Annotated in this window: 21 protein-coding genes, 1 other RNA gene and 1 pseudogene; 16 read left to right on the top strand and 7 right to left on the bottom strand. The window is 50.4% G+C overall.

From position 1 onward, the window contains the following. Positions 1-24: 24 nt before the first annotated feature. The 5 genes and pseudogenes from ACYVUU_RS04870 to recU form a co-directional block, all read right to left on the bottom strand. Positions 25-1,787: pseudogene (locus ACYVUU_RS04870) on the bottom strand (ABC transporter ATP-binding protein). Beyond that, positions 1,780-3,537 carry an ABC transporter ATP-binding protein gene (locus ACYVUU_RS04875; RefSeq protein ID WP_484500116.1) on the bottom strand — a complete coding sequence of 586 codons (1,758 nt, stop codon included), beginning with the start codon at positions 3,535-3,537 and terminating at the stop codon, positions 1,780-1,782. The pseudogene ACYVUU_RS04870 and the gene ACYVUU_RS04875 overlap by 8 nt, the downstream one beginning before the upstream one ends. 54 nt (positions 3,538-3,591) lie before the next feature. Further along, complete coding sequence (locus tag ACYVUU_RS04880; protein ID WP_484500117.1) at positions 3,592-4,047, bottom strand: MarR family winged helix-turn-helix transcriptional regulator; 456 nt, start codon at positions 4,045-4,047, stop codon at positions 3,592-3,594. Positions 4,048-4,224: 177 nt separating this feature from the next. Beyond that, complete coding sequence (locus tag ACYVUU_RS04885; RefSeq protein ID WP_484500118.1) at positions 4,225-6,540, bottom strand: transglycosylase domain-containing protein; 2,316 nt, start codon at positions 6,538-6,540, stop codon at positions 4,225-4,227. Further along, a complete protein-coding gene (gene recU / locus ACYVUU_RS04890; RefSeq protein ID WP_439776335.1) occupies positions 6,527-7,159 on the bottom strand; it encodes a Holliday junction resolvase RecU in 633 nt (210 codons plus the stop codon). The genes ACYVUU_RS04885 and recU overlap by 14 nt, the downstream gene beginning before the upstream one ends. Positions 7,160-7,319: 160 nt before the next feature. Here recU and ACYVUU_RS04895 point away from each other — a divergent pair, with 160 nt between their 5' ends. The 13 genes from ACYVUU_RS04895 (at position 7,320) to ACYVUU_RS04955 (ending at position 20,839) form a co-directional block, all read left to right on the top strand. After that, positions 7,320-7,880 carry an SLOG family protein gene (locus ACYVUU_RS04895; RefSeq protein ID WP_484500119.1) on the top strand — a complete coding sequence of 187 codons (561 nt, stop codon included), beginning with the start codon at positions 7,320-7,322 and terminating at the stop codon, positions 7,878-7,880. A 75-nt stretch (positions 7,881-7,955) separates the two neighbouring features. Next, positions 7,956-8,420, top strand: a complete 465-nt coding sequence (locus tag ACYVUU_RS04900; RefSeq protein WP_484500120.1) for a DivIVA domain-containing protein — start codon at positions 7,956-7,958, stop codon at positions 8,418-8,420. Positions 8,421-8,448: 28 nt separating this feature from the next. Further along, positions 8,449-8,809: RNase P RNA component class B (gene rnpB, locus ACYVUU_RS04905), an RNA gene on the top strand. Positions 8,810-8,936: 127 nt separating this feature from the next. Further along, on the top strand, positions 8,937-10,061 hold the full coding sequence (locus ACYVUU_RS04910; protein WP_484500122.1) for a THUMP domain-containing class I SAM-dependent RNA methyltransferase: 1,125 nt from the start codon (positions 8,937-8,939) through the stop codon (positions 10,059-10,061). Positions 10,062-10,079: 18 nt separating this feature from the next. Beyond that, the gene (locus tag ACYVUU_RS04915; protein ID WP_484500123.1) at positions 10,080-11,306 is read left to right on the top strand and encodes a metallophosphoesterase family protein; all 1,227 of its coding nucleotides are present in this window, start codon (positions 10,080-10,082) and stop codon (positions 11,304-11,306) included. Between the two features lie 154 nt (positions 11,307-11,460). Then, a complete protein-coding gene (locus tag ACYVUU_RS04920; protein ID WP_439775066.1) occupies positions 11,461-11,817 on the top strand; it encodes a hypothetical protein in 357 nt (118 codons plus the stop codon). Further along, on the top strand, positions 11,810-13,489 hold the full coding sequence (locus ACYVUU_RS04925) for a formate--tetrahydrofolate ligase (protein WP_484500124.1): 1,680 nt from the start codon (positions 11,810-11,812) through the stop codon (positions 13,487-13,489). The genes ACYVUU_RS04920 and ACYVUU_RS04925 overlap by 8 nt, the downstream gene beginning before the upstream one ends. Before the next feature lie 11 nt (positions 13,490-13,500). Next, the gene (lspA, locus tag ACYVUU_RS04930; protein ID WP_484500125.1) at positions 13,501-13,953 is read left to right on the top strand and encodes a signal peptidase II; all 453 of its coding nucleotides are present in this window, start codon (positions 13,501-13,503) and stop codon (positions 13,951-13,953) included. 1 nt (position 13,954) lies between these two features. Beyond that, positions 13,955-14,869: an RluA family pseudouridine synthase gene (locus tag ACYVUU_RS04935; protein WP_484500126.1), complete on the top strand. Its 915-nt coding sequence runs from the start codon at positions 13,955-13,957 to the stop codon at positions 14,867-14,869. A 1-nt stretch (position 14,870) separates the two neighbouring features. Beyond that, entirely contained in the window at positions 14,871-15,926 is a 1,056-nt protein-coding gene (locus tag ACYVUU_RS04940) for a carbamoyl phosphate synthase small subunit (protein WP_484500127.1), read from the top strand. Continuing rightward, positions 15,926-19,117: a carbamoyl-phosphate synthase large subunit gene (carB, locus tag ACYVUU_RS04945; protein WP_484500128.1), complete on the top strand. Its 3,192-nt coding sequence runs from the start codon at positions 15,926-15,928 to the stop codon at positions 19,115-19,117. The genes ACYVUU_RS04940 and carB overlap by 1 nt, the downstream gene beginning before the upstream one ends. A 97-nt stretch (positions 19,118-19,214) precedes the next feature. Beyond that, positions 19,215-19,496, top strand: a complete 282-nt coding sequence (locus ACYVUU_RS04950; protein WP_439775061.1) for an ACT domain-containing protein — start codon at positions 19,215-19,217, stop codon at positions 19,494-19,496. Beyond that, positions 19,496-20,839, top strand: a complete 1,344-nt coding sequence (locus tag ACYVUU_RS04955; RefSeq protein ID WP_484499184.1) for a DUF711 family protein — start codon at positions 19,496-19,498, stop codon at positions 20,837-20,839. Before ACYVUU_RS04950 ends, ACYVUU_RS04955 begins: the two co-directional genes overlap by 1 nt. Before the next feature lie 71 nt (positions 20,840-20,910). Here ACYVUU_RS04955 and ACYVUU_RS04960 read toward each other — a convergent pair whose 3' ends face one another. After that, entirely contained in the window at positions 20,911-22,602 is a 1,692-nt protein-coding gene (locus ACYVUU_RS04960) for an Rqc2 family fibronectin-binding protein (protein WP_484500129.1), read from the bottom strand. Positions 22,603-22,798: 196 nt separating this feature from the next. On the opposite strand from ACYVUU_RS04960, the gene ACYVUU_RS04965 reads away from it, so the two are divergent. The 3 genes from ACYVUU_RS04965 to ACYVUU_RS04975 are packed head-to-tail and all read left to right on the top strand — an operon-like array spanning position 22,799 to position 24,809. Continuing rightward, positions 22,799-23,680 carry a DegV family protein gene (locus ACYVUU_RS04965; RefSeq protein ID WP_484500130.1) on the top strand — a complete coding sequence of 294 codons (882 nt, stop codon included), beginning with the start codon at positions 22,799-22,801 and terminating at the stop codon, positions 23,678-23,680. Positions 23,681-23,734: 54 nt separating this feature from the next. Continuing rightward, a complete protein-coding gene (locus ACYVUU_RS04970; RefSeq protein ID WP_484500131.1) occupies positions 23,735-24,388 on the top strand; it encodes a hypothetical protein in 654 nt (217 codons plus the stop codon). Further along, the gene (locus ACYVUU_RS04975; RefSeq protein WP_484500132.1) at positions 24,330-24,809 is read left to right on the top strand and encodes a hypothetical protein; all 480 of its coding nucleotides are present in this window, start codon (positions 24,330-24,332) and stop codon (positions 24,807-24,809) included. The genes ACYVUU_RS04970 and ACYVUU_RS04975 overlap by 59 nt, the downstream gene beginning before the upstream one ends. A gap of 68 nt (positions 24,810-24,877) precedes the next feature. Here the strand turns inward: ACYVUU_RS04975 and ACYVUU_RS04980 are convergent, their stop codons facing one another. Next, positions 24,878-25,789 carry an EamA family transporter gene (locus ACYVUU_RS04980; RefSeq protein ID WP_484500133.1) on the bottom strand — a complete coding sequence of 304 codons (912 nt, stop codon included), beginning with the start codon at positions 25,787-25,789 and terminating at the stop codon, positions 24,878-24,880. Between the last annotated feature and the right edge of the window lie 22 nt (positions 25,790-25,811).

Genomic DNA, 25,811 nt, shown 5'->3' on the forward strand with positions numbered 1-25,811 from the left:
TTTACAGAAAGTATTCCAGCTATATTAGTCATCAGCCTTTTCAAACTGGGAGTTGTAAAGGCTAGCGTAGAAGCCGCCCTTGGCCAGGAGTTCCTCGTGGTTACCAGTCTCCATAATGTCACCGTGGTTGATAACCAGGATCAGATCAGCATCCCGGATGGTAGACAGGCGGTGGGCAATAACGAAGCTGGTCCGGCCTTCCATCAGCTTGTCCATGGCAGCCTGGACCTTGAGTTCAGTTCTGGTGTCAACACTGGACGTTGCTTCGTCCAGAATCAAAAGCGGGGCATCTTTGATCATGGCCCGGGCAATGGTAATCAGTTGCTTTTGCCCGGCTGATAGGTCGTCGGCCTTGATCGGGGTATCATAGCCAATCTGGTCAACCAGGTCGCTGAGGCCAGTTGCCTGGCAGACTTCATCCAAGCGTTCATCACTTACTCCAGTCTGGTTATAGACCAAATTTTCTCTCAGAGTCCCGTTAAAAAGCCAGGTGTCCTGCAAGACCATGCCAAAGAGCTGGTGGACGTTTTCTCTGGTAATATCTTTGGTAGAGACGCCGTCGATCTTGATTGAGCCGGAATTGATCTCATAAAAGCGCATCAGCAAGTTGACGATAGTAGTCTTGCCGGCGCCGGTTGGCCCAACCAGGGCAACTTTTTCACCAGGAGCAACTTCAGCGGTGAAGTCGTGGACGATGACCTGCTCTGGGTAGTTGTAGCCAAAGACCACGTGCTGGAAGCTGACCTGGCCCTTGACCTGGTCGAGCTGCTTTTTGCCTTCTTCTTTTGGCATTTCTTCTTCGTCCAAAAAGTCGAAGACCCGGCGGGAAGCGGCCAGCAGCATTTCTAAACTCGAAGCCATTTGCCCAGGTTTTGCAAGGGCTCTGAGAAAAGGCGGATGTAGATCATGAAGGCCACGATGGTCCCGAAGCCGATCTGCCCTTGGTGGGCGGCGATGGCACCGACGATGCAGACAACCACGTAAGCAGCGTTGCCGGCAAACTGCATGATTGGATTCATGGAGCCGGAAAGAGCATTGGATTTCCAAGCATATTCATAAAGCTGGTCATTGACCTGGTCAAATTCCTGGCCAAGCTGCTTTTCTCCATTGTAGGCCTTGACAATTGCCAAGCCAGTGTAGCTTTCCTCAACTTTCCCGTTTAAAGCGCCCAGCGTTTGCTGCTGGCTGTTGTAGTAGCGCTGTGATGAGGAAATGAGGCCGGTGGAGAAGATGAAGCCCAGGAGGGCGGTAATCATCCCGGCCAGGGCCATGATCCAGTTGGTCATGAGCATCATGACGATGGAACCGACCAGCATGGCCAAAGAGGAGACCAGGTTGGAAATACTCTGGTTCATCATTTGCCCAATGGTGTCAACGTCGTTGGTTACCCGGCTCAAGGTGTCGCCGGTTGTGTGGCCGTCAAAATATTTTAAGGGGATGCGGTTGATTTTTGCGGAAATATCTTGCCGCATCTGCTTGGTCATAGTCTGCGTAATCGTGGACATGGTCCAGGCTTGATAAAGGTTGCAGAGGCCGGCAATGAAATAGATTATTATCAATAAAGTACCAATTGAGCCAATTTTCTTCATGTTCATCGGGCCGGTCAAGCCTGCGGAGATCAAGTTGGTGACTTCTGACAGCTTGCTTGGTCCCCAGACGTTCAAAAGGGCACCAATAACCGCGACGATGATGGAAAGAATCAAGCCGAGCCGGTAGCGGCCCAGGTAGGCGATAAACTCTTTAGCGGTCTTCAGGTTGGAGGCAAAACCTGTATTTTTCTTACTCATGGCTCATTTCCTCCTTTGACAATTGTGAAGAGACGATTTCCTGGTAGCTTGGACAATTCTTGAGCAGGTCGTCGTGCTTGCCCAAGCCAACGGCCTTGCCGTGTTCCAGGACCAAAATCTGATCAGCGTCTCTGATAGTGCTGACTCTTTGAGCAACGATAACTTTAGTAGTGTTTTTTAGCTTTTTGCCTAAAGCTTCCCGCAAAAGCCGGTCGGTTTGGAAGTCAAGAGCGGAAAAACTGTCGTCAAAAAGCATGATTTCTGGCTTGCGGGCGATGGCTCTGGCAATAGAAAGCCGCTGCTTTTGCCCACCAGACACATTGCTGCCGCCTTGGGCGATCGGGGCGTCAGTTTTTCCAGGCATCTGGTCAACGAATTCACTGGCCTGGGCGGTTTCAATCGCCTGGTCAAGCTCTTCCGCGCTTTTGACCCGGTCGGCCTGGCCAAAGCTGATATTGGACTTGACTGTTCCTTTAAACAAAATGGCCTTCTGGGTCGCGTAACCGATCCGGTCCCGGAGGCTGGTCCGCTTGTAGGACTTGATGTCCTGGCCATCGACCAAAATCTGTCCTTTAGTTGGGTCATAAAAGCGGACGATCAAGTTCAGCAGGGTAGTCTTGCCCGACCCGGTGCTGCCGATAATGGCAAAAGTTGAACCAGGCTCGACCTTAAAAGAGAGATTCTTCAGCACTTCACCGCTAGTGCCAGGATATTTGAAGGAAACATTTTTGAATTCGATAGAGCCTGCCGGACCTTGACTGGCAGTTTCCGTCCCGTCAGCCATTGAATCAGGAGTATCCAGAACCTCGCTGACTCTTTGGGCGGAAACGGATGCCCGGGGCCAGAGAAAGACGATCATGGACAGCATCATAAAGCTCATGACGATCTGCATGGCATAACTGGAGAAGACGACCATGTCGGAAAAAATCCCCAGCTTTTGCCCGCTAGAAGCGCTGGTGATCAGGGATGCACCTAAAAGATAGATAACCAGGGGCAAAAATGAATTGATGAACTGAACGGAGGGGTTGAAGATGCTCATGACGTGGAAGGCGGTCATGTTGTTGTCGGTCAGTTCGTTGTTAGCCCGGGCAAACTTGTCTTGCTGGTATTTTTCCGCATTGTAGGCCCGGACGACTCTGATCCCGGACAGTTGTTCTCTGGTGACTCGGTTCAGGTTGTCGTTTAAGGACTGGATCTTTTTAAAGCGGGGCATGGCAACTGTCAAGCCGATGGCAAGTACAACCGTGATCAGCAAGAGGGCCAGTGCCGTTGCCGCGGTCCATTGCCAGGCCTTGTTCAAGATTTTAACGATCGCCCAAGTGGCCATGATCGGTGACATGAACATAAATGACATCCCCATGCCAATAAAGTTCTGAATCTGCGTGATATCGTTGGTTGTGCGGTTGATAAGAGAGTCACTTGAGAAGCGGTCGACATCCTGCATGGCCATGTGGATAGTCTTTTGGTACATTTCATGGCGCAAGCTTTTAGCCAGGCCAGCCGAGACAAGGGCGGCCAGGTAGTTGGCCAGAATCATGCCGATCCCAGCCCCAACAGCGCAGGCCAGCATCCAGGCCCCCTGGACCAAAATATCGCCCATTTTGGCCTTGGGCGTTTCAACCAGCTTGGTAATGGCTGACATATAGTCCGGCATCTTTAGGCTGAGCCAGACGGTCATAATGATGGCTAAAAAGCAGACTGCGGTTTGGGCAGCTTCCCGCGGAGTCAGATAATGCAGTGCTTTCTTCATCTTTTCCTCCTTAACAAAAATCGAAATAACGATACCTAGCTATTAATTTAGGCATTATTTGGCTTGATAAATCGACTTGTAAGCCTGGACCAAAAGAGAGTGGAGAATTCCTTGCTCTGTCTCAGTCATTCCGCTTAAAAGGCGGTCTCTGGTTTCAATCATGTTCTGTTTGGCTTTGCCTTCGACTTCCAGGCCTTTGTCAGTGATCCTGGCCTGCTTGCTTCTGCGGTCCTGGGGATCCTCAAGCAGCTGGATCATCCCTTTTTCTTCCAGGCGCTTGACCAAGCCGGCTACCGTTGACTGGGCGATGTGGAGCTGCTTTTCAAGCAGTTTAAGAGGCAGCTGCCGCTTGCCAGCCAGTGAAAATTGCCGCAAGATTGCTGCTTGAGATGGGGTGACGTCCAGCTTTTTCATGTGCTGGGTCATCTGCCGGCTGATTTCATCGTGGATCATCTTGATTTGGAAGGGGATGTCCGCGTCTTCAATTTTTGGTTGGCCAAATTCTTTCAAAATAAAAACCTCCTTTTCAATGATTCACTGTCTATTCTATTTGTTTCACTTCTGAAAATCAATAGCGAGGTATCGATTTTTGAAAGAGAAAAAATAAAGTATGGTCAAAAAACATAAACTTAAGAAGACAAGAGCAAAGAAAAAGGCCTGCCAGACTCTGTCTGGCAGACCTGAGGCTTAATTGCCTTGTTTATTGTCAGTATTATTGTTGTCCTGCTTGTTTTCTTCAGCCTTCGGGGCTTCGCTGCTCTGGCTGGACGAAACAGCAGAGCTGGACGAAGCAGAGCTTGAACTTGCTGAGCTGGATGAAGATGAGGATTTTGAACTTACTGAAGAACTTGAACTGGACTTAGAAGAACTGGAACTGGAGCTGGACTTGACGCTGGAAGTTACAGTTGAGCTGGAACTTGTAGCAGAACTCGTGCTTGAGGAAACGTAGTCAGCGTCAGTCGGCGAATGCCCCTTGACAAAGAGTTCCCAAGTATAGGACTGGCCAGGGGAGGCTACTTCGTCTTCAGTATTTTTGACGATCCGCTTCTTAACGACCGTTGATGGCATTTCCCAGTCGGTGCTGTCTTCGTCAGCCATCAAGTAAGACATCATATACTTGTAAATCAGCTGGGCTGAATACTGGCCGACCCCGGAAATCGTCCCGTCCTTCAAATTGTCATAGCCTGTCCAGATCCCAATCGAGTACTGTTTGGTATAGCCAACAAACCAGGAGTCCTTTGGCGTTGAGCTGTAGCTTGGGTATTTAACAAGCTCTGAGTCGGAGTACTTAACCGTACCAGTCTTGCCGGCTTCGTAAATCCCGCTGACCTTGGCCGTGGTCCCGGTCCCGCTGGTGAAGACGCCCTTGAGCATGTCAGTGATCATGTAGGCGGTTGACTTCTTCATGACCCGCTTGCCAGTAGAGTTGTACTTGCGCACTTGCCCGTCAGCCGTTTCGATCTTGGAGACGAACTGCGGCTTGCGGTAGACGCCCATTGTCGCGAAGGCCCCATAAGCAGCCGCCATCTGCAAGCTGGAGGCGTCAGCCCCGATCGCTGTTGACAAACCAGCATTAGCAGAGACGTTGACGCCCAGTTTTCTGGCAAAAAGTGATGCCCGGGAAATCCCAACTTCATTCAAGGCTCTGACGGCCGGCACGTTTCTGGACTGAACCAGGGCGTAGCGCATGCTCATTGACCCTTGGTAAGTGTTGTCCCAGTCATAAAGCTGGATGTTGGTACCTGGGTAAGTGTACTTGGTATCCTGCAGGATATGGCTGGTTCCCCAGTTGAGATATTCAATTGCCGGACCGTAGTCTAAGACTGGCTTGATCGTTGACCCGGTCGACCGGCCGGTTTGGACTGCCCGGTCAAGTCCCAGCTGGACTGATGGCAATTTCCGGCCCCCAAGGATGGCGATGACGTGGCCGTTCTTCGGGTTGACGACCGTGGCCCCGATCTGCATCTTCTTACTGGTGAAAGCAACGCTGCCGCTGTTGGCCAGGGAGTAGAGCTTGTTTTGGGCAGCCTGGTTGATGTTGATGGTAATCTTCAGGTTGTCGTTATATGGGTCATAGCCGTCAGCCTGTACTTCAGCAATTGCTTCCTTGATGTAGGCGTCGTCGACCTTGCGCAGCTTGGATTCAGTGCTGGTCGTGTGCTTCTTCAGACCCTTCTGCACGTCTTCAGCCTTGGCAGCCAGGTACTGCTTTTTAGTGATCTTCTTGTTGTCGTACATGGCCTTTAAGACCAGGTCCCGCCGGTACTTAGCCTTCTTTGGGTATAAGTAAGGGTTGTAGGCCACCGGGGCGTTAGGCATCCCGGCCAAAAGGGCCAGCTGGGCCAGGTCCAGCTGCTTGAGAGACTTGCCATAGTAGTAGTTGGCTGCCGTCCCCATCCCATAGGTCCCGTAGTTCATGTAGACCTTGTTGATGTAGAATTCAAGGATCTGGTCCTTGCTGTATTCTCTTTCAACCTTCATGGCCAGCCAGGCTTCCTGGGCCTTTCTGGACAGGGTCCGCTGGGAGCTGGCGGTTGAGAAGCAGGTCAATTTGACCAGCTGCTGGGTGATGGTTGACCCGCCGGCCACGGTGCTGGAGCTCTTGACGTTAGTCAAGAAGGAAGACACAATCCGGAAGGGGTCGATCCCCAAGCTTTCAGAATAGAAGCGCTTGTCTTCAATGGAGACGACCGCGTCTTTCAAGGTCTGGGGGATATCCGAGTCTTTAGCATAAACCCGGGTTTGTGAACCCAGTGACATTAAAAATTTGCCATCGGTAGTGTAAAAACTTGATGTGCCGCCGCTTTGCAGCTTGGCGGTGCTGATGCTCGGCGCGTCTTTGGCATAATAAGCGAAGACGCCGACACCGGAGATGATCAGCAAGAAAAAGAGCAGAAAAAGCCATTTGATTACCCGCAGAACGGGCCGGGCCTTCTTGGCGCCGTCATTGGCATGCAGGCGCGCCATCCGCGTGTTCTTTTGCTCTGGACTATTTGTTGCCATGTTCTTGTTTCCTATCCGCAATGATCCGGTCGACCGCCTCTAAATAAGGCAGGGCAGGCCGGAATCCGCTTTTAATTTCAAAGGAGTTAGCTTCGATTTCAGCAAGAGTCATAGAACTCTTGCCGGCAGCCTTCCAGTTTTGCCAAGCTTGAATCAAAAAAGATGCCGGGGTAACGAAGTAGCGCTCCAAACTCATGAAACCGATAAGGGCAAAACAGATGCCCTCTTGGTCCAGGCACTGCTGCAGGTGCAGGATTTGGTGGTCATGAAAGTTCTTTAAAGGAAAAGAAGTTTTGTTGCGCGTCTCCTTGGCTTCAAAATCAAGGTAGTAGCCCTGATAAACGCCATTGTAGTCAGTCGTTGAGGCCTGTCGGAAGTAGGCCTCGCGGATGACGGCCCGCGATCTTTTCGGGTAGTCGACCTTGACGATCTGGATCGGGGTCGGTTTCTTGTGGACGACCGCGATGCCCGCGTCGAGGTAGTACTGGTTTGATTCGTTGATCTGCTGCTCCAGGGTCATCCCGCGGTCGGAAAAGCTGGCCTTCTTAAGCAGGGCCTTTTCTCCTTGCCGCTGGGCTGCCCTTAAGGGGATGACAGATCCAGTTGGGTATTTAACCATAAAGTTCACTCCTGGAAGTCATTATAACAATAAAAACTTGAGAAACCTAATCAGATTATTTTTGCGCTAGCGCTAAAGCTCGATCATCCTTGCTTTTTCGGTTAATGTTACAATGTTTTTAAAGACCTGGCAAAGCAAAAGAATTAAGGAGGAAATTTGCGTGCAGCGAATTTGGATCAGCGGCTATCGCAGCTATGAACTGGGAACTTTTGGCGACAAGGATCCAAAAATCACGGTGATCAAATACGCCATTAAGCAGTACCTGACTAATCTGCTGGAAGAAGGACAGCTGGACTGGGTCATCACCGGCGCTAACCTGGGCGTTGAGCAGTGGAGCGCGGAAGTGGCGCTGGATTTGCGGCAGGAATACAACTTGCGGGTTGCGGTGATGCTGCCTTACTTGGACTTTGGCAGTCGCTGGAGCGAAAACAACCAGCTCAAGCTGCAGAATTTAAAAAATCAAGCTGACTTCTGGTCCGCGACTTCAAAAGGATCTTACCAGGGTGCCCGCCAGCTTAGGGACTACCAGCAGTTCATGTTTCAGCATACCGACCGGGCCCTTTTGGTCTATGACCCGGAATACCCAGGCAAGAGCAAATATGACTACGAGATGATTGAAAAATACCTGCAAAAGCGGGATGACTACCAGCTGGACCTGCTCGATTATTATGACTTGGAGCAGGCCGCCCGGGAATATGAAGAAAATCAAAGAGAATGGTAAATTTTAACTCTTTCTTTCTTTTTTATGGAGTCGCTTTTTGATAAAATGACTTTAGTATAAAGGAGTCAAGAGTTAATGGCAGATTTAAACGATATTAAGCTGTCCGCGCAGGACATTTTAAAGAAGCAGTTCAGAAGCAAGGTCAAGGGCTATGATCCGGATGAGGTTGATTCTTACCTGGACCAAATCATTTCCGACTATGAGACCTTCCAGGACATCATTGAAGACCTTTACGGGCGGATTGGTGAACTGCAGGGGCAAGTGATCGACGCTGAGAAGCAGGTCAAGCAGGAAGAAAAGGCCGTCAAGGAAATCCCGGCAGCCGTACCGGCATCAGCGACTACTGAAAGCAAGGAAGAAGACGTCAAGACCTACGTGCCGAGCTCACAAAGGCAGCGGACCGACTTCGCCTTGGATAGCAGCAATACTAGCGGCGAAATTTCAACTAACATGGCAATCATTCAAAGACTTTCAACTCTGGAGCGGAAGGTCTACAATCTGGAACAAAGAGTTTACGGAATTCAGGACTTACAAAAGTAAGAAAGTTTGCTATAATAGTAATGTTGCAAATTTTGAGCAGTCGCGGCCGGCCTTGAGCCGGCTGAGGAAAGTCCACGCACGCACGGGCTGCGATGCCCGTAGTGATCGTATTCAGCCCAATAAGCTGGAGGAGGCCTTGAGCCTCACGGCAGAGAAAGCGCTAAAGCCTGGCCATGCGTGAATATCTTGAAAGTGCCACAGTGACGGAGCAAGCCGGGAAACCGGCTTGGTGGAACGAGGTAAACCCTGCGAGCGTGTAACCCAAAATTTGGTAGGGGCGTCTCAACTTAGGCAAATGAACCAAAAGTTGGACTACATCATGTAGAGATAGATGGCTGCTGAAACCAGCCGCGGCCGGCGGTTGGTGGAACAGAACGTGGCTTATAGAAATTTGCAAGGCAGAGAGTTGGACTTCGTTTGAAGCCCAACTTTTTCTTTTTTAAGGAAAAAGCCTGCAAAGATAAAAACAAGATAAAGATCAGAATAAAATTCAGAAGTAAAAGAACGGAGACAGCGATGGAAGAATACCAATTATACGCGACCATGGGGGCCGGCTTTGAAAGCGTCGTGGCCAAGGAACTGCAGTCCTTGGGTTATGAAACGACGACTGAAAACGGCCGGGTCTTTTTTAAAGGGAGCCAGAGAGACATCGTCAGATGCAACCTGTGGCTGAGAACCGCTGACCGGGTCAAGATCCTGTTAAAGGAATTCACGGCAAGAGACTTCTCAATCCTGTATGACGAAACTTACGCTTTTGACTGGGCCATGCTTTTGCCAGTCGACGCGGCTTTCCCGGTCAAGGGGCGCAGCGTCCGCTCAAAGCTCCACTCTGAGCCGGACGTGCAGTCAATTGTGAAAAAAGCGATCGTTGACAAGATGGCAGCCCAGTACCACCGCCGGGGCAAGCTGCCGGAAAGCGGCAGCCTTTACCAGCTGGACGTGCACATTTACAAGGATACTGTCCGCCTGTCACTGGATACGACTGGGGAAAGTCTTTTCAAGCGGGGTTACCGGATTGAACACGGTGGCGCGCCTTTAAAGGAAAACTTCGCGGCGTCTTTGATCAAGCTGACCCCATATGATGGGACCCACCCGTTTATCGACCCAATGTGCGGGTCAGGGACCCTGCCAATTGAAGCAGCCTTGATCGCCCGCAATATTGCTCCAGGCACTTGGCGGAAGTTTGCCTTTGATGACTTTGACTGGTTTGATCCTAGCCTGCATGAAGAGCTGCTGGAAGAAGCTAAGAGCCAGGTTAAACCGGCTGAGGCGCCGATCTGGGCCAGTGACATTGACCAGTCAATTCTTGAAGTGGCCAAGCTGAATGCCCACAATGCCGGGGTTTTGCAGGATATCCGCTTCAAGCAGGTCGCGGTCAAGGACTTTACCACCGACCTGGAAAACGGCGTCATCGTTTCCAACCCACCATACGGCAAGCGTTTGAAAGACAAGCAGGGGGCGGAAGAACTATACCGGCAAATGGGGGAAGTCCTGCGGCCACTTACTTCTTTCAGCCAGTACTATCTGACGGCGGACCCGGATTTTGAAAAGTGCTTTGGACAAAAGGCCAGCAAGAAGCGCAAGCTCTACAATGGTAACCTCCGGGTTGACTACTACCAGTTCTGGGCTAAGCGCAAGTAATGAAAAAGAGACAAGCTGATGAAGACGATCACGGATAGTGAACAGCCAAACTTTTGGCTGATCTCAGACCCGCACTTAATTGCGGATGACCTGCATGATTTTGGCGCCAGGTTTCTAGAGATGCGCCAGACTAGTGCCGGCAAGGATATTGCCTACCAGGACCTGGCCCTGAGAGCTTTTGTCAGAAAAGTCCTGCAGGCAAAGCCAGCAGCCTTGATTATTACCGGGGACTTGACCTTTAACGGGGCCAAGCGGTCGGCAGAAAGGCTGAGGGAGATTTTTGCCCCCCTAAAAGAAGCCGGCATTGCTTTGCTAGTCATTCCTGGCAACCATGACATATATGACGGCTGGGCCAGGAGTTTTGCCGGCAGCGAAGAAAGACGGGTAGAGCAGGTTTCACCAGAAGACTGGAAGGGAATTTTTTCCGACAGTTATGACTTAGCCGCAAGCCAGGACCCAGGCTCTTTATCATATTCAGTCAACTTAAACCGGCACTGGCGGCTGCTTTTGCTTGATTCCAACCTTTATAGCCAGCGGTTTTCTTACACCCATCCAATGACCAGCGGGGCCATCGATGATGGGGAAAGACGCTGGCTGAGCCAGGAATTGGACGAGGCTGAAAAATTGGGTCAAGATATCCTCTTTTTTATGCACCACAACCTCTACAGCCATAATTCAGTGGTTCATGACGGCTTTAAACTGAACAATGCCGGTGAAATTATCCAGCTGCTCAGTCAGTATCCGGTCCGCTGCGCCTTTTCCGGCCATATTCATGCCCAGCACATTATGTCCGGCTGGGTACCGGTTCCCGAGGTGGTCTCATCCTGTTTCGCGGAAAGTGACCAGGGCTATGGGATAGTTGAGCTGACTGATAATTCCCTCAGCTACCAGCGGCAGTCTTTTGACATTGACAATTTTTTGACGGCTGAAGAAAAAGCTTTTGCTCCCTTCAATGATTTTCACGCTTATCTGAAGGAAGTTTTTGACCAAAGCAATGACCTGCTCATCCGCCAGCACTTTCTGAAAGGGGCGGCAGACGACCTGCCGGAAGCAGCCAGCCTGCTCAAAAAGATGCACTGGGACTTTTTTACCGGGCAAAGCTATAAGAGTCAGGAGGAAATCGCGGCAATTTACGGGTCAAGCGCTTACCGAACTTTGCTGGCGGCCATGCCTAGCATGAAAAGTTATATCAGCTCCCTCTACGAGAGCACTCAGTCAAGCCAAAATTTAGATTTAGCTTGGTGAAAAGCCGATCATTTTTTAGACAAATTCGATTTAAGCCTTAATTATAACTTGATTACCGAATATTAAAAACAGCAGTTAAAAATATTTTTCGTATTTCTCGGTATTTCCCTGCTTTTTTGCTATAATCTAGATATCTAGTGACAAGGAGTTTTTCATGAAAAAACATTTGATCTTTTTAGGAGACCTTGGCGTTATTTATTACAGCTGGCTCTTGCTGGTGCTTTTTTTGACTGTGATCTTTTGTCTGGAAGGCAGCCAGTTCATCAACCCGCCGACTGTGATAACCGGCATCATCTTCTTGCTCCTGCTTGTTTTTACATGGAAAAAGTCCTACATTTCTTTTGACGGCCAGACGCGCTTGCGTTTGCCATACCGGAAGGAGTTCGTCCTGGAGGAAAAACCAGAATTGGTGACTAGTTGGCGTGGCTTTGAAGTCTATCGGGCGCGGGTTTCCAAGCATCAAAGCATTGATTATCTTGTTTTTAAGAGAAAGCGTGACAGAAATGGTTAAATCAGATATCGAAATTGCGCAAGAAGCAGAAGAATTGCCTATTACTGACGTTGCGGCCAAGCTGGGCTTGACCAGCCAAGACCTTGAACCATACGGCTATGACAAGGCCAAGGTCAACTGGCAGGCAATCAAGCGCAGTGAGGAAAACGGCCACCTGGGCAAGTTGATCTTGGTGACTTCAATTTCACCAACTCCAGCCGGGGAAGGCAAGTCCACGATGACGATCGGGATCGGGGATGCCATCAACAACCAATTGGGCAAGAAGACGGTGATCGCCTTAAGAGAGCCATCTATGGGCCCGGTCTTCGGGATGAAGGGCGGGGCTGCCGGCGGCGGCTACGCGCAAGTCATTCCTATGGAAGACATCAACCTCCACTTTACTGGCGACATGCATGCCTTGACTTCAGCCATCGACAACCTGTCAGCTTTGGTTGACAACTACATCTACCAAGGCAACGAATTGGGCCTGGACCCGGAAAAGATCGTCATCAAGCGCGGCCTGGACGTCAACGACCGGACCTTGAGAAAGGTAACGATCGGCCAAGGTTCCAAGTTCAACGGGGTAGAGCGTCCGGCCAGCTTCCAGCTGACTGTGGGCCACGAACTGATGGCCATTCTCTGCCTGTCCAAGAACATCGCGGACTTGAAGGAAAGAATCGGCAAGATCCTGGTTGGCTACACATACGAGGATGAACCAGTCTTCGTCAAGGACCTGGGCTTCCAAGGCGCTATCGCTGCCCTTTTGTCAACTGCCTTGAAGCCAAACCTGGTTCAAACTTTGGAACACACCCCAGCCTTCGTGCACGGCGGGCCTTTCGCCAACATTGCCCACGGCAACAACTCCATCCTCTCAACCAACTTGGCTCTGCACCTCAGCGACTACGTTTTAAGTGAAGCCGGCTTCGGTTCAGACCTTGGCGGGCAAAAGTTCCTGGACTTCGTTTCAACCAAGCTGGAAAAGAAGCCAGATGCCGCCGTTGTCGTTGCTACTGTCCGTGCTTTGAAGTACCAGGCAGAAAAGTCAACCGACCACTTGAAGGAAGAAAACCTGGACTCACTGAAGGAAGGCTTCGCTAACCTGGACCGGCACATGAACAATGTCCGTTCATACCAGATCCCGGTTTTGGTTGTCATCAACAAGTTCCCAACTGATACTGAAGCAGAACTTGACCTGCTCAAGTCATTGATTGAAGAACAAGGCTTCCCATGCGAAATCGTGACTGCCCATGACGAAGGCTCCAAGGGGGCTAAGGCAGCGGCTGAAAAGATCGTTGAACTGGCAGACAAGAGCGACTACGAAATCAAGCGCAGCTACGACATGGATGACGACCTGGAAAGCAAGATTGAAAAGGTAGCCAAGCGGATCTACCACGCTGCTGACGTGGAATACACCGACAAGGCCAAAGAACAGCTGGCCAAGCTGAAGAAGATGGGCAAGGACAAGCTGCCAGTCATCATTGCCAAGACCCAGTACAGCTTTACCGACAATGCCAAGGAATTAGGGGCTCCTACTGACTTTACTTTGCATGTCAAGGGCTTGAGCCTCCGCAACGGGGCCGGCTTCGTGGTCGTTTCAACTGGTCACATCCTGGACATGCCAGGCCTGCCAAAGCACCCGGCTGCCTTGGATATTGATGTGGACGAAACCGGCAAGATCAGCGGTTTGTTCTAGAAAAGAGGATTATGCAGATAGTTGGATTAGTGATCGCTGCCTTGATCGCGGCAGCTGATCAAGCTTTGAAGTATTATATTGTCACAAATTACCATTTGGGTGAAGTCCACGACGTGATGCCGGGCCTTTTCTCCTTTACCTATATCCAGAATAATGGGGCGGCCTGGAACATTTTGTCCGGGAAGATGTGGTTCTTCTATGTAGTCAGCGCTGTCGCTATTGCCGTAGTGCTGTATTACTACTTCAACAAGAAGTACAGCCACTGGATGTTCAAGTCGGGCCTGGTTTTGGTATTGGGCGGGATCATCGGCAACTTGATTGACCGCCTGCATTTGAAGTATGTCATCGACATGATTCAGCTGGACTTTGTGCAGTTCAATATCTTCAACCTGGCTGATGCCGCCATTACCGTTGGCGTGATTTTAATCTTCAGCTATCTGTTGTTCATTGAAAGGGAGGACTAGGATGAACCGTGAGTATGAACTGACCGCGCAAGGAAGTGGCCAGCGGCTGGACAAGTATCTGGCAGAAGAAATGGCTGATTTGTCCAGAAGCCGGATCAAGGAACTGGTCCAGGCCGGCGAAGTCCTGGTCAATGGCAAAAAGAGCAAAGTTTCATATAAAGTGCAGAAAGGTGACCTGATTCAGGTCACCGTTTTGCCGTTAGAGCCCTTGGCGCTTGAAGCGGAAAATATCCCCCTGGACATTGTCTATGAAGATGAAGACGTCATCGTGGTCAACAAGCCCCAGGGGATGGTGGTTCACCCGGCCGCCGGCCACCCTAGCCACACCTTGGTCAACGCCTTGCTTTACCACACCAGGGACCTGGCAGATAGCCCGGAAGGCTTCAGACCCGGGATCGTTCACCGGATCGACAAGGACACGTCAGGCCTCTTGATGGTGGCCAAAAACGCTGCTGCTAGAGAATCACTGGAAAAGCAGCTGGCGGCCAAGTCCAACAAGCGCCAGTACCTGGCCATCGTTCATGGCAATTTTGCTGAAGAAGAGGGGACAATTGATGCCCCGATCGGCCGCAATCCTAAGGACCGCAAGCAGATGGCCGTCGTTGAAAAGGGCAAGAGCGCGGTGACCCACTTCAAGGTCTTAGAACAATACCAGGGCTACAGCCTGGTTGAATGCCAGCTGGAAACCGGCCGGACCCACCAGATCCGGGTTCACATGGCCTATATCGGTCACCCTTTGGCCGGCGACCCCTTGTATGGGCCAAGAAAGACTCTGCCTGGCAAGGGTCAGTTCTTGCATGCCATGACCCTGGGCTTTGAGCAGCCAAGGACCGGGGAGTGGCTGGAATTTTCCGTCCAGCCGCCGGAAATTTTCCAGAAAACAGTTAAAGAATTGCGGCAAAAGCGGGTGAAATAAAATGAAACGCTACCTTATTCTTGAAGATGGCAGCTCTTATGCCGGTGACGGCATTGGGGCAATGGTTACCGCGACGGGGGAACTGGCCATCCAGACCAGCAACTACGGCTACCAGGAAGTTTTGACCGATCCGTCAAACGCGGGCAAGATCATCGTTTTTACCACCCCGATGATCGGCAGCAACGGGATCAACGCCGTTGACTATGAAAGCATTCAGCCCAGTGTCCGCGGCGTTATCGCTAACGACATTGCCTTGAATATCACCGACAATGACAGCTTCCAATCTTTGGGCGACTTTTTGAAAGAAAAAAAGGTACCGGCAATTTTTAACGTTGATACCCGGGCTTTGGTCAGGAAATTGCAAAATCTGGGTCCTTTAAAAGCCTCAATCATGGATACAAATGATGCCCATGCCTTTGATCAGATCAGAGCCCTGGTGTTGCCGAAAAACAAGAGCTCTTTGGTTTCAACCAAGAACGCCTATGCCGCGCCAAACGTCGGCAAGACGATTGCCATTATCGACCTGGGCCTTAAGCACTCCATGCTGCGCGAATTGTCTTTAAGACAGGTTAACGCCAATGTCTTGCCATATAACGCGACTGTCCGCGACATCAAGAGCCTGCGGCCAGACGGGATCATCATTTCCAACGGCCCCAGCCAGGCCAAAGAAGTTTTGCCATATTTGCGGCAGATTTTAGATGAATATCTGGGCAAGCTGCCGATCTTGGGGATTGGTTTGGGCTTTTTGGCCATTTCGGCTTACCTGGACCTCAGCCTGGTTGACCTGCCTCAGTACCAGAACGGGACCAATTTCCCGGTGATCGGGCAGAGCAGCGGGCAGATCTGGCAGACGGCCATGAACATTGGCCAGCTGGTTTTGCCTGATGACACGGCCATGACCTTCAATGAAGAGTATTTCGACCTGCACAATGAGCTTTTGGCCGGCTTCAGCAATGACAAGCTGCAGCTCTTGGCAGTGGCTTTCAACCCGGAAGGAGCGCCGGGGACGGAAGATGCCCAAGTGATTTTTGACGACTTTTTGAAACTGGTGAAATAATGCCACGCGAAAATGATTTAAACAAAATCTTGATTATCGGTGCCGGCTCAGCCCTGGTGGGCAATGTGGCCAACACGGACCTTTTGACTAAGAGCGCCATTGAGGCCCTTTTGGAAGAAAATATCCAGGTGGTCCTGGTCAACCCCAATCCGGCCAGCGTATCGACGGACCCCTTGCCGGGCTTGACCGTGTACCTGGAGCCGATGACTTTGGACTTCTTGAAGCGGATCCTCCGGATGGAAGAGCCCGACGCGATCATGACCGCTTTCGGTTCTTTGATGGCCCTGGACGTGACCAAAAAGCTGCAGGCTGACGGGATTCTGCACCAGATGGGGATCCGGCTGTTGACGATTAATGAGAAGGCAATCTCCATGGCCAATCCGCAGAAGCGGACCCGCTTTTTGGAAGCCAATCATTTGCCAGTCGGGCAGACCTGGTTTTTAGACGGCCTGGGCTTAAAATACGACGAGCACCTGCAAGAGCAGCTGGAAAACAAGCTCTCTTTCCCGATTCTTCTGACCAAGAAATACTACTTTGAGCGCGATGACCACATCTCCTTCAAGAGCAGCCGGGATTTAGCCCAGTACCTGCGCCAGGAGAGCCAGGACAAGGACTTCCGCCCAGCCAGCTACCGGATGACGGAAGACTTGTCTAATTGTGAAGAGGTCATCCTGGACCTGCTCCGTGATGAGGACGGCAACCTCTGCTTTGTCGGGGCAACTGGGTCTTTGGAACCGGTCGGGATCGACTCAGGCGACTCGGTCTTGATCAAGCCGCTTTTGACCATGAACAATGACCAGATCCAGGTCTTGCGGGCGGAAGCTGGCAAAATCGCGGACAAGCTGCAGCTGGTCGGCTTTTTGAGCGTCCATTTTGCCATCAGCCACCGAGATATGGACATGGTCTACAAGCTCCTGGCTGTTAAGCCCCGCTTAACCAGAACAGCGGTCTTGGACCAAAAGACCAGCCTGTATTCAATTGGTTATGTTTTGGCCAAGCTGGCGATCGGGATGCGGCTGAATGAAGTCACTGACCCGGCGACCGGCCTGTGCGCGGCTATTGAACCTGTCTCTGACACGGTCAGCATCAAGATTCCTTACTGGTCCTTCGCCAAAACTGGCTATAACCACTACCAGCTGGGCAAGCACACTCAGTCAACTGGGGAAGCGGTCGGGATCGGGCGGAATTTTGAAAGTGCCTTTTTCAAGGCCTTGATTTCCAGCAATGACCTGGAAGTTTTGTGGACCGCTTTTATCAACGAACGGAAGAAGAGCGACGAGGTAATCTTAGATGACCTCCGCCACCCCAATGAAATGCACCTGGTCCAGCTGCTGGCTGCCCTTAGCCAGGGGATCGACTACCAGGCCATAAGCAGCGTCTTCAACATTCATCCAGTCTACTACCAGAAGCTGCGCTACCTGGTCAAGATCGGCAGGGACATCGCCCACGCGGATGAATTAGACCATGACCTCCTTTTAAAGGCCAAGATCCGGGGCTTTTCCAGCGACCTTTTGGCCAAATTGACCAAAATGGACGTCCATGACATTTTCCCTTTGCTCAATGAAAAAGATGTCCGGCCGTCATTCTCAGCAATCGATGACAGTGCTGGGGTTTACCAGCCAAAAGTCAAGGTTTACTACCAGAGTTACGGGGTCGAAAGCGAATTGGAATTTGCCAAGGATCCGGAGAAGAAAAAGGTTCTTTTGCTGGGGATGCCGCCTTTCCAGGTCTCGGTAACCAGTGAGTTTGACTACATGCTCTACCATGCCCTGGCGGCCTTGAAAAAAGAGGGCTATGAGACGGTCCTTTTGTCCAACAACGCTGAATCAGCCTCGATGGACTACCACCTGGCAGACCGGGTCTATTTTGAGCCGATCAACCTGGACAGCATTATCACCATCTGCGAAGAAGAGGGGATCACTGACGTGGTCACCCAGTTCTCCGGCAAGCAGGTGTCAGCTTTGCGGTTGCCATTGATGAGCCATGGTCTGAAGATTTTTGGCCAGCACGATATCGACCGGCTTTTACCAATCAGCCATTTAGATACGGGGAAGATTTCTGACGTCAAACGGGTGCCTTATTTAGCAACAAGCGACTACCAAGCTGTTTTGGCCTTTGTGGCCCAGGTGGGCTACCCGGTTTTGGTCGGGGGCTACCACCAAAAGAGCAAGCAAAAGTCGGCCGTAGTCTATGACCAGCCGGCCCTGGAGAAATACTTCCGGGAAAACCAGGTTGATGACTACACGATTTCCCAGTTTATCTCGGGGATGAAGTATGAGATTACAGCCATCACGGACGGGGAAGACGTGACTATTCCAGGAATCGTCGAGCACCTGGAACAGTCGGGGTCGCACGCTTCAGACTCAATCGCTGTTTTTGGCCCCCAGTATTTAAGCAAGAAACATGCCGAAAAGCTGAAAGAGGAAACGGTCAAGCTGATCCGCAGCTTCAAGATCCGGGGGATCTTCAACCTCCACTTTTTGATCAAGGGCAGCGAGATCTACCTGCTCCAGATCAAGACCTATGCTGGTCACAACCTGGCCTTTTTGTCCAAGTCCATGAACAAGGACCTGGTCGAATACGCGGTCAAGGTCTTAGCAGGCAGAAAGATCGCTGATTTAGGCTATCCGAATGAAGTCTGGCCAGTTGACGAATTCATCCACGTGAAGATGCCGGTCTTCTCCTACCTAAATTACAGCTCAGACAATACTTTTGACTCCAGGATGAAGTCTTCTGACGCTGTGATGGGCAGAGACAGCCTTTTGTCCAAAGCCCTTTACAAGGGCTATGAAGCCAGCGACCTGCATATACCGAGCTATGGGACGATCTTCTTCTCAGTCAGTGATGAAGAAAAGCAGGAAGTGGCCAACCTGGCCAAGCGCTTTGCCCGCCTGGGCTTTAAGATCACGGCAACGGAAGGGACGGCTAACATTCTGGCTGAAGCGGGGATTACCACTGGGGTTATCGCCAAGATCCAGGAAGGGTCGAGAAACCTTTTGGAAAGAATCCGGACCCACCGGATCGTAATGGTGGTCAATGTCGTCAATTTGTCAGACTCGGCAGTGGAAGACTCAATCAAGATCAAGGACCAGGCTCTGAATACCCATATTCCGGTTTTCTCCAGCCTGGAGACAGTCCAGCTGATTCTGGATGTGCTGGAATCGCTGGCTTTGACTACCCAGCCAATTTAAAAGATGCTATACTCAAACCATAAGTTTTTAATCTAAATCAAATTTATTTTATATTTTTATCCTAACGAGGATATAATCGCAAGCAGGAGGGCAAGCGATGAGAGCAATTTTGACAACCGTCGGCCAGGACAAGACCGGGATTATTGCCGGCGTAAGCAGCTTTTTGGCAGAAAAAGACATCAACATTCTGGACCTGTCCCAGACGATCATGAACGGCTACTTCACCATGATGATGGTCGTTGACGTCAGCGATGAGGCTGACTTCTCCGCCTTGAGCGCGGAACTCAAGGAACTGGGCAAGAAACTGGGCGTGGAAATCAACATCCGGAACGAAAAGATGTACGCGGCCATGCACGAACTGAGCGGAGGTCTTGAATAATGGACTTGCGGCGGATTATGGAAACGGTCAATATGATCGACAACGAGAACCTGGACCTGCGGACAACGACTATGGGGATCTCGCTTTTGGATTGTATTGACTCAGACAGTGACCGTGCTTGCCAGAAGATCTACGATAAGATCACGACTAAGGCAGAAAATTTGGTCAAGGTAGCCAAAGAACTGGAAACTGAATACGGGATTCCGATTGCCAACAAGCGGATCACGGTTACGCCAATTTCTTTGATCGCGGCAGCTTCTGGTGACAGCGACTACGTTAAGTACGCGGTTACTCTGGACAAGGCAGCTAAGGCAGTCGGCGTTGACTTGATCGGTGGCTTCTCAGCTTTGGTGCACAAGGGCTACCAAAATGGCGACCGGGTTTTGATCAAGTCAATTCCCCAAGCTTTGAAGGAAACTGAAAGAGTCTGCTCCAGTGTCAATGTCGGCTCAACCAGAAGCGGGATCAACATGGATGCCGTCAAGGAAATGGGCCAGATCGTAATTGAAAACGAAAAGATCGACCCGCTGAACAATGGCAACCTGGTCATCTTCTGCAACGCGGTCGAAGACAACCCGTTTATGGCCGGGGGCTTCCATGGGGTCGGCGAAAGCGACGTGGCTTTGAATGTCGGCGTTTCTGGCCCTGGCGTGGTTAAGACGGCCCTGGAAAAGGTCAAGGGCGAATCCATGGACGTGGTAGCTGAAACGATCAAGCAGACGGCCTTCAAGGTTACCAGAATGGGCCAATTGGTCGGCCAGGAAGCTTCCAAGCGTTTAGGCGTTGACTTCGGGATCGTGGACCTGTCTTTGGCGCCAACTCCAGCCCAAGGCGACTCAGTAGCCAACATTTTGGAAGAAATCGGTCTGGAAAGCGTGGGGACCCACGGGACCACGGCAGCTTTAGCCATGTTGAACGACGCCGTCAAGAAGGGCGGTATCATGGCCTGCAGCCACGTCGGCGGTCTGTCAGGTGCCTTCATTCCGGAATCAGAAGACGCGGGGATGATCGCGGCGGCTGAAAAGGGGATTTTGACGGTCGACAAATTGGAAGCCATGACCGCTGTCTGCTCAGTCGGTCTGGACATGATTGCCGTGCCTGGCGATACGCCAGCTGAAACGATCAGTGCCATGATTGCTGACGAAGCAGCCATTGGGATGATCAACAACAAGACCACGGCTGTCCGGGTAATTCCAGTACCGGGCAAGGATGTCGGTGATTCAATTGAATTTGGCGGCCTCTTCGGCTATGCCCCAATTATGCCTGTTCACAAGGAATCCAGCGCGGCGATGATCAACCGCGGCGGACGGATTCCAGCCCCAGTGCACAGCTTCAAGAACTAATCATTTTTTAGCAGAAAAATATAAAAAAGAACCGTACTACCAAAATTGATAATACGGTTCTTTTTTGCATCTTAGTCAATCCGCTTAGCTAAAATTTCATCAGCTTCCGGGGTAACTTCAATGGACTTCTGCCCGGTGTAGATAACGAAGCCAGGCTTGGCCCCGTTAGGTTTCTTGATCCGCTTGACTTGGATATAGTCAACCGGCACGTGGGCGGAATTTTTGGCCTTAGAGAAGTAGGCAGCGATCTCGGCGCTTTCCTGGATGTCGCTGTCACTTGGCTGGCTGTCGGTTAAGATGACGTGGGAGCCAGGGATGTTCTTAACGTGGAACCAGTAATGGTTCTTGTCAGCCTTCTTCAAGGTCAGCCAGTCGTTTTGCAGGTTATTCTTGCCGACTAAAACAGTTTTGCCGGAGCTGAGCTTGAACTTGTTCAAGCTCTTTTCAGTCAACTTAGGCTTGCGGCGTTTCTTCTGTTCAGCTCTAAGATAACCTTGGTTGATCAGCTCTTCCTTGATGGCTTCGACGTCTTCTGGGTCAGCGTTGTCGATTTCCGTTTGGACGGAGTCAAGATAGCGGAGGTTTTCTTCCGTAATCTCGATCTGCTCGGTCACGTGCTTGATGGAATCCCGCATCTTCTTGTAGCGTTTGAAGTACTTCTGGGCATTGCGCTGAGGGGAGAGGGCAGGATCAAGCTTGATGGTCATGGGCTGGTTGCCTTCATAGTAGTTTGGCAGGTCGATTTTTTCCATGCCGGGTTTGACTTGGCTTAAGTAGGCCGTCAAGAGTTCCCCGGAGACTCTGAGGTTTTCGGAGTTTTCAGCGTTGTCCAGTTGCTTTTCCAGCTTCTTAAGCTTCTTTTGGAGCTTTTTGGTCTCATTAGTAACGACCTTGGTCACTTGCTGGGACCGCTGCTTGACCCAGTCCCGGTTGGCCTGGTAGGCGTAAAATTCGTCTAAGGCTTCATTAAGGTTGCTGGAGGAGCTTTCCTTGGTCATATCCAAATGATATGGCAGGTAAGGGTAGATCCGGCGCTTGTGCTTTGGCGTCAAGAGGACGTAGGCCTTAGGGGAGGAAAACTGGTTGTAGAAAGTCTTAAGAGAAGAGAAGGTGTAGTCGTCTTCCAGGTAGCCGGTAAGTTCTTGCCGGTCATCGCCGTCTAAACCATCCATTTGCTTGGCCAGGTCAGCTGGATTTGGGTAGTCTTTTTTCAAAGAAGAAAATTCAGATTCAGTTAAAGTAAATCCGTTGATGCCGGGAGTCAGCGGGGGCAGTTCATACTTGGCCTTAGGCAAGAGCAGGCGGGCCCGGTTTTCGTCGGGGTTGATCCGCTTGAGCAAGTCGATGATCTTGCCGCTTTGCTTGTCGTAGAGGATGACGTTGCTGTGCCGGCCCATCAGTTCAACGGAGAGGACCAGCTGCATTTCATCACCGAGTTCGTTGCGGTTGCTGAAGGAAAAGTTGACGATCCGGCTGAGGCCAACCTGGCTGATTTCCTGGAGGACTGACCCTTCCAGGTATTTACGCAGGACCATGACGAAGAGAGGAGCCACGTTAGGGTTGGAGAAGGACTCCTTGCTCAGGTAGAGGCGGGGATATTCAGGATTAGCAGAAATTAAAAGCTGCTTGTTCTTGCGGTCCTTTCTGAAGACCAGGACCAAGTCGTTGTTAAAAGGCTGGTAGATCTTGTGTAAGCGGCCAGCAGTAATCTCATCTCGTAATTCATTAAGCAGGCTATGAATAAATAAGCCGTCAAAAGCCATTGAGCACACCTCATTCGTAAATTGAAAATTGTTCAGTTTATTATTTTAACATAAAGTGGTGGGGTTATCGGATATCATGATTGCTAGTTAAACAGTTATTCTATACGCAAACAGGCATGATCAAGATTTTTCTAGTTTAGCTGGGGCAAGTATGCTATAATTTTCATGTTAAAACGTTAAATACGGAAGGTTAAATATGAAGATCGCATTAGTTACCGACAGTACGGCCAATTTGTCCGCGGCCGAAATTGAAAAGTATAATATCAAGGTCATTCCGATTCCGATTTACATCGATGACAAGGAATACCTGGAAGGCATCAACATCACTTCTGAAGAGCTTTTTGAATCGCAGCGGAATGGCTCCGGCTTCCCGACCACTTCCCAGCCGAAGATGGGGGACCTCATCACTACTTTTGACAAGTTAAAGGATGAGGGTTACGAGGCGATCATCTACCTTTGCCTCTCCAGCGGGATTTCAGGTTCCTACAGCACCTTGATGGGAATCGCGCAAAGCAACCCGGACTACCACCTGTACCCGTTTGACTCACAAATTACTGTCCGCCTGCAGGGCTACCAAGTTCTGGCAGCAGGCAAGATGATCGAAAAGGGCAGCTACAGTCCAGAAGAAATCATCGCCAAGCTGGCTGAAATCCGATCAACCATCGACGAACTTTTTATTGTTGATGACTTGAACAACTTGAGCCGGGGCGGCCGGTTGAGCAACGCCAGCGCTTTTATTGGGTCACTCTTAAACATCAAGCCTTTGCTGACTTTTAATGATGAGGCCAAGATCGTGGCTTATGACAAGGTACGGTCAATGAAGCGGGCGGTTAAGAAGATCGAGCAAGAATCCCTGGAAAAGATCAGATCTTTGGACATCCCAGAAGACAAGCTGCGGATCTTGATCATCCAGTCAAACGATGCTGCCCAAGCTGAAGAAGTCATGAACTACTTCAAAGCTGAAGTGCCAAATGCCGTCTTTGAAATGGACGAATTCAGCCCGGTTATCGCGACTTACCTGGGCGAAAAGTCAATCGGCATCACTTGGATGATTGACGTTGAACAGATGGAATTTTAGTTTTTAGAACTCAAAATTTGCTGTGTTCAGTGAAAGAAAAAGGAAATTTGGTAAATGAGAATCAAAAAATGGGCCGTTGTGGCCCTTTTTTGCGGCGTATTTTTGACGGGCTGCAGCAAGCAGACCGCGTCAAAAGAAACTAGCAGTAGTTCAAGCAAGACCAGTAAAGTAAGCAAGCCTAGCGCTAAAAAGGCCAGCAAGGCTTCGTCAAGTTCAGCTAAAGCAGTAAAACTGGACGCGGCAAAACTGACTCCGCAGGAAAGTGGCAGCTTGATTACGCTTTACTGTGCTGACCGCTTTGGCGGGGAATGGACTAATTTGCTTCAAGCAGGGCAGAATAGCTCTTTGACCATTACCCTGCACAAGACCAGCGACTATGAATTTAAGCAGCCGGGCAGCGGCTATGCTTATGAAGCCGCGGTATCTGGGCAAACAGGGACGACCTACTATACTCTCAGTGGAAGCACTTTTTACTTCTATCAAGGAGTAAAAGTAGCGGGCAGCGGCAGCTTTTTGGGCCAGGCCACTAAGCAGGAAATGGCTGACTATATCGGTAAAAAGGATCAGCTGGCTGAATTTAAGCAGCTGGCAAAGAAGGTCCAAATCGTCGACAAGTCTGGTCAAACTCAGCGCTTGTCTGATGGCCGGAGTGGCTACTTTACCATCCCTGCAGAAATGCAGGGGGACCTGGTATTCTGTAAGCAGTGATGACGATGAGACAACACATGAAAAATACGTTTTTGGCCAGAGTACAATTTTTACTCAAGACGACAAGTATAACAATAAGGGGCACACTACTACCCTGTACACTCGGGCAGCTAATTATAAAGCACCAGATTATCCATCCGAAGAACAAATAAAAAAGGCAGAAGGCTGGGGCTTGCCGAAAATAATTCAGTATAAGGGAATTAACTATCTAAACGTAATGGGCTGGTATCAAGGCGCCGGTGATGGTGAATATTTCGCAGTGCACACTGAAAATATTGACGGAAATGATGTCCAAGTTTTGATATGTGCAGGCGGTGCTGGCATCTGGGTCGATAGAATTGCTTACCGCAGCCAGGCCATGGCTGAAAAGATGCAGGATCAACGATTTGATGATTTGAATTACTCTGATTCGGACAATTAAACATAACCGAAAATTAAAGCAAAACAGCGCCAGCAGGGAAATCTGCTGACGCTGTTATTTTCATCTGACTATTTTTCAACCCGGGCCTTGATTTTGCTGCGCGGGGTCCAATTAAGGGCAATGACGGCAAAAATGATCATCACAGATGCCGCGTAATCCATCATCTGCGGCTGAAAGTGAAAGACAATGATGGAGCCAATCATGGAGGCCATCGGTTCAAAGGCATCCATAAATGCGACCGTCATCCCCGAAATATGGCCTAAAGCATGGTTTTGCCAAAGGGTCGGGATAATAGTTCCCATAATGATGACGACTGACAAGTTGATATAGACAGTCGGTGAACTCGGTAGGCTAGGCCAGACTGGATGAATCGCCGTCAAAATCAAACCTGAGATAAGCAGGCCCCAGCCAGTAACCGAAATAGTCGACTGCCTGGTCACCAGGGCTTGTGGAAGCAAGCTGTTGGCCGCTGCCCCAATTGCTGACATGATACCAAAAAGCAGGGTGAGAGGCGCGATCCTAAGGTCGTGAATGTTGCCATGCGTTGATAAGAGAAAGACACCGCCAAAAGCCAGCAAGCTGGCCGCGACGTCAATCGGCCGCAAAGTTTCCTGCTTGGTCAAAGTCAGATAGGCCAAGACGAAGAAGGGACCGATAAACTGAATAACTGTCGCGATAGCCGCGTTAGCTTGAGCCACTACCAAAAAGAAGCAGTACTGGAAGGGCAAAACGCCGATAACTGCATAAGCCAGGAGCTGGACCGCGCTCTTTTTGTCTTTCCAAACCTGCCAGGGATGCTTGCCGGTCAGCTGGGCTACAGTCAAAAGAATTACGCCTGAGCAGACCTGCCGCATTTGCGTTACCCAAATTGGCGTGATGCGGGGGTCAAAATTGAAGAGGCCCTTGGCAAAAAGACCGGAAATGCCCCATAGAATGCAGGCCGCGGCTGCCAGGCCTGCCCACTTGCTATTTGATTTCATTTTTTACTTTCTTACTTTCTCT

It is taken from the genome of Lactobacillus sp. WILCCON 0058 (genome assembly GCF_057198005.1).

Bases quoted from the DNA above. Each gene is read 5' to 3' on its own strand.
- ACYVUU_RS04960 (WP_484500129.1), bottom strand. From the start codon at position 22,602: ATGGCTTTTGACGGCTTATTTATTCATAGCCTGCTTAATGAATTACGA.
- ACYVUU_RS04925 (WP_484500124.1), top strand. From the start codon at position 11,810: ATGGTTAAATCAGATATCGAAATTGCGCAAGAAGCAGAAGAATTGCCT.
- ACYVUU_RS04940 (WP_484500127.1), top strand. From the start codon at position 14,871: ATGAAACGCTACCTTATTCTTGAAGATGGCAGCTCTTATGCCGGTGAC.
- lspA (WP_484500125.1), top strand. From the start codon at position 13,501: ATGCAGATAGTTGGATTAGTGATCGCTGCCTTGATCGCGGCAGCTGAT.
- carB (WP_484500128.1), top strand. From the start codon at position 15,926: ATGCCACGCGAAAATGATTTAAACAAAATCTTGATTATCGGTGCCGGC.
- recU (WP_439776335.1), bottom strand. From the start codon at position 7,159: ATGGTTAAATACCCAACTGGATCTGTCATCCCCTTAAGGGCAGCCCAG.
- ACYVUU_RS04965 (WP_484500130.1), top strand. From the start codon at position 22,799: ATGAAGATCGCATTAGTTACCGACAGTACGGCCAATTTGTCCGCGGCC.
- ACYVUU_RS04910 (WP_484500122.1), top strand. From the start codon at position 8,937: ATGGAAGAATACCAATTATACGCGACCATGGGGGCCGGCTTTGAAAGC.
- ACYVUU_RS04900 (WP_484500120.1), top strand. From the start codon at position 7,956: ATGGCAGATTTAAACGATATTAAGCTGTCCGCGCAGGACATTTTAAAG.
- ACYVUU_RS04920 (WP_439775066.1), top strand. From the start codon at position 11,461: ATGAAAAAACATTTGATCTTTTTAGGAGACCTTGGCGTTATTTATTAC.
- ACYVUU_RS04970 (WP_484500131.1), top strand. From the start codon at position 23,735: ATGAGAATCAAAAAATGGGCCGTTGTGGCCCTTTTTTGCGGCGTATTT.
- ACYVUU_RS04875 (WP_484500116.1), bottom strand. From the start codon at position 3,537: ATGAAGAAAGCACTGCATTATCTGACTCCGCGGGAAGCTGCCCAAACC.
- ACYVUU_RS04950 (WP_439775061.1), top strand. From the start codon at position 19,215: ATGAGAGCAATTTTGACAACCGTCGGCCAGGACAAGACCGGGATTATT.
- ACYVUU_RS04885 (WP_484500118.1), bottom strand. From the start codon at position 6,540: ATGGCAACAAATAGTCCAGAGCAAAAGAACACGCGGATGGCGCGCCTG.
- ACYVUU_RS04935 (WP_484500126.1), top strand. From the start codon at position 13,955: ATGAACCGTGAGTATGAACTGACCGCGCAAGGAAGTGGCCAGCGGCTG.
- ACYVUU_RS04915 (WP_484500123.1), top strand. From the start codon at position 10,080: ATGAAGACGATCACGGATAGTGAACAGCCAAACTTTTGGCTGATCTCA.
- ACYVUU_RS04980 (WP_484500133.1), bottom strand. From the start codon at position 25,789: ATGAAATCAAATAGCAAGTGGGCAGGCCTGGCAGCCGCGGCCTGCATT.
- ACYVUU_RS04955 (WP_484499184.1), top strand. From the start codon at position 19,496: ATGGACTTGCGGCGGATTATGGAAACGGTCAATATGATCGACAACGAG.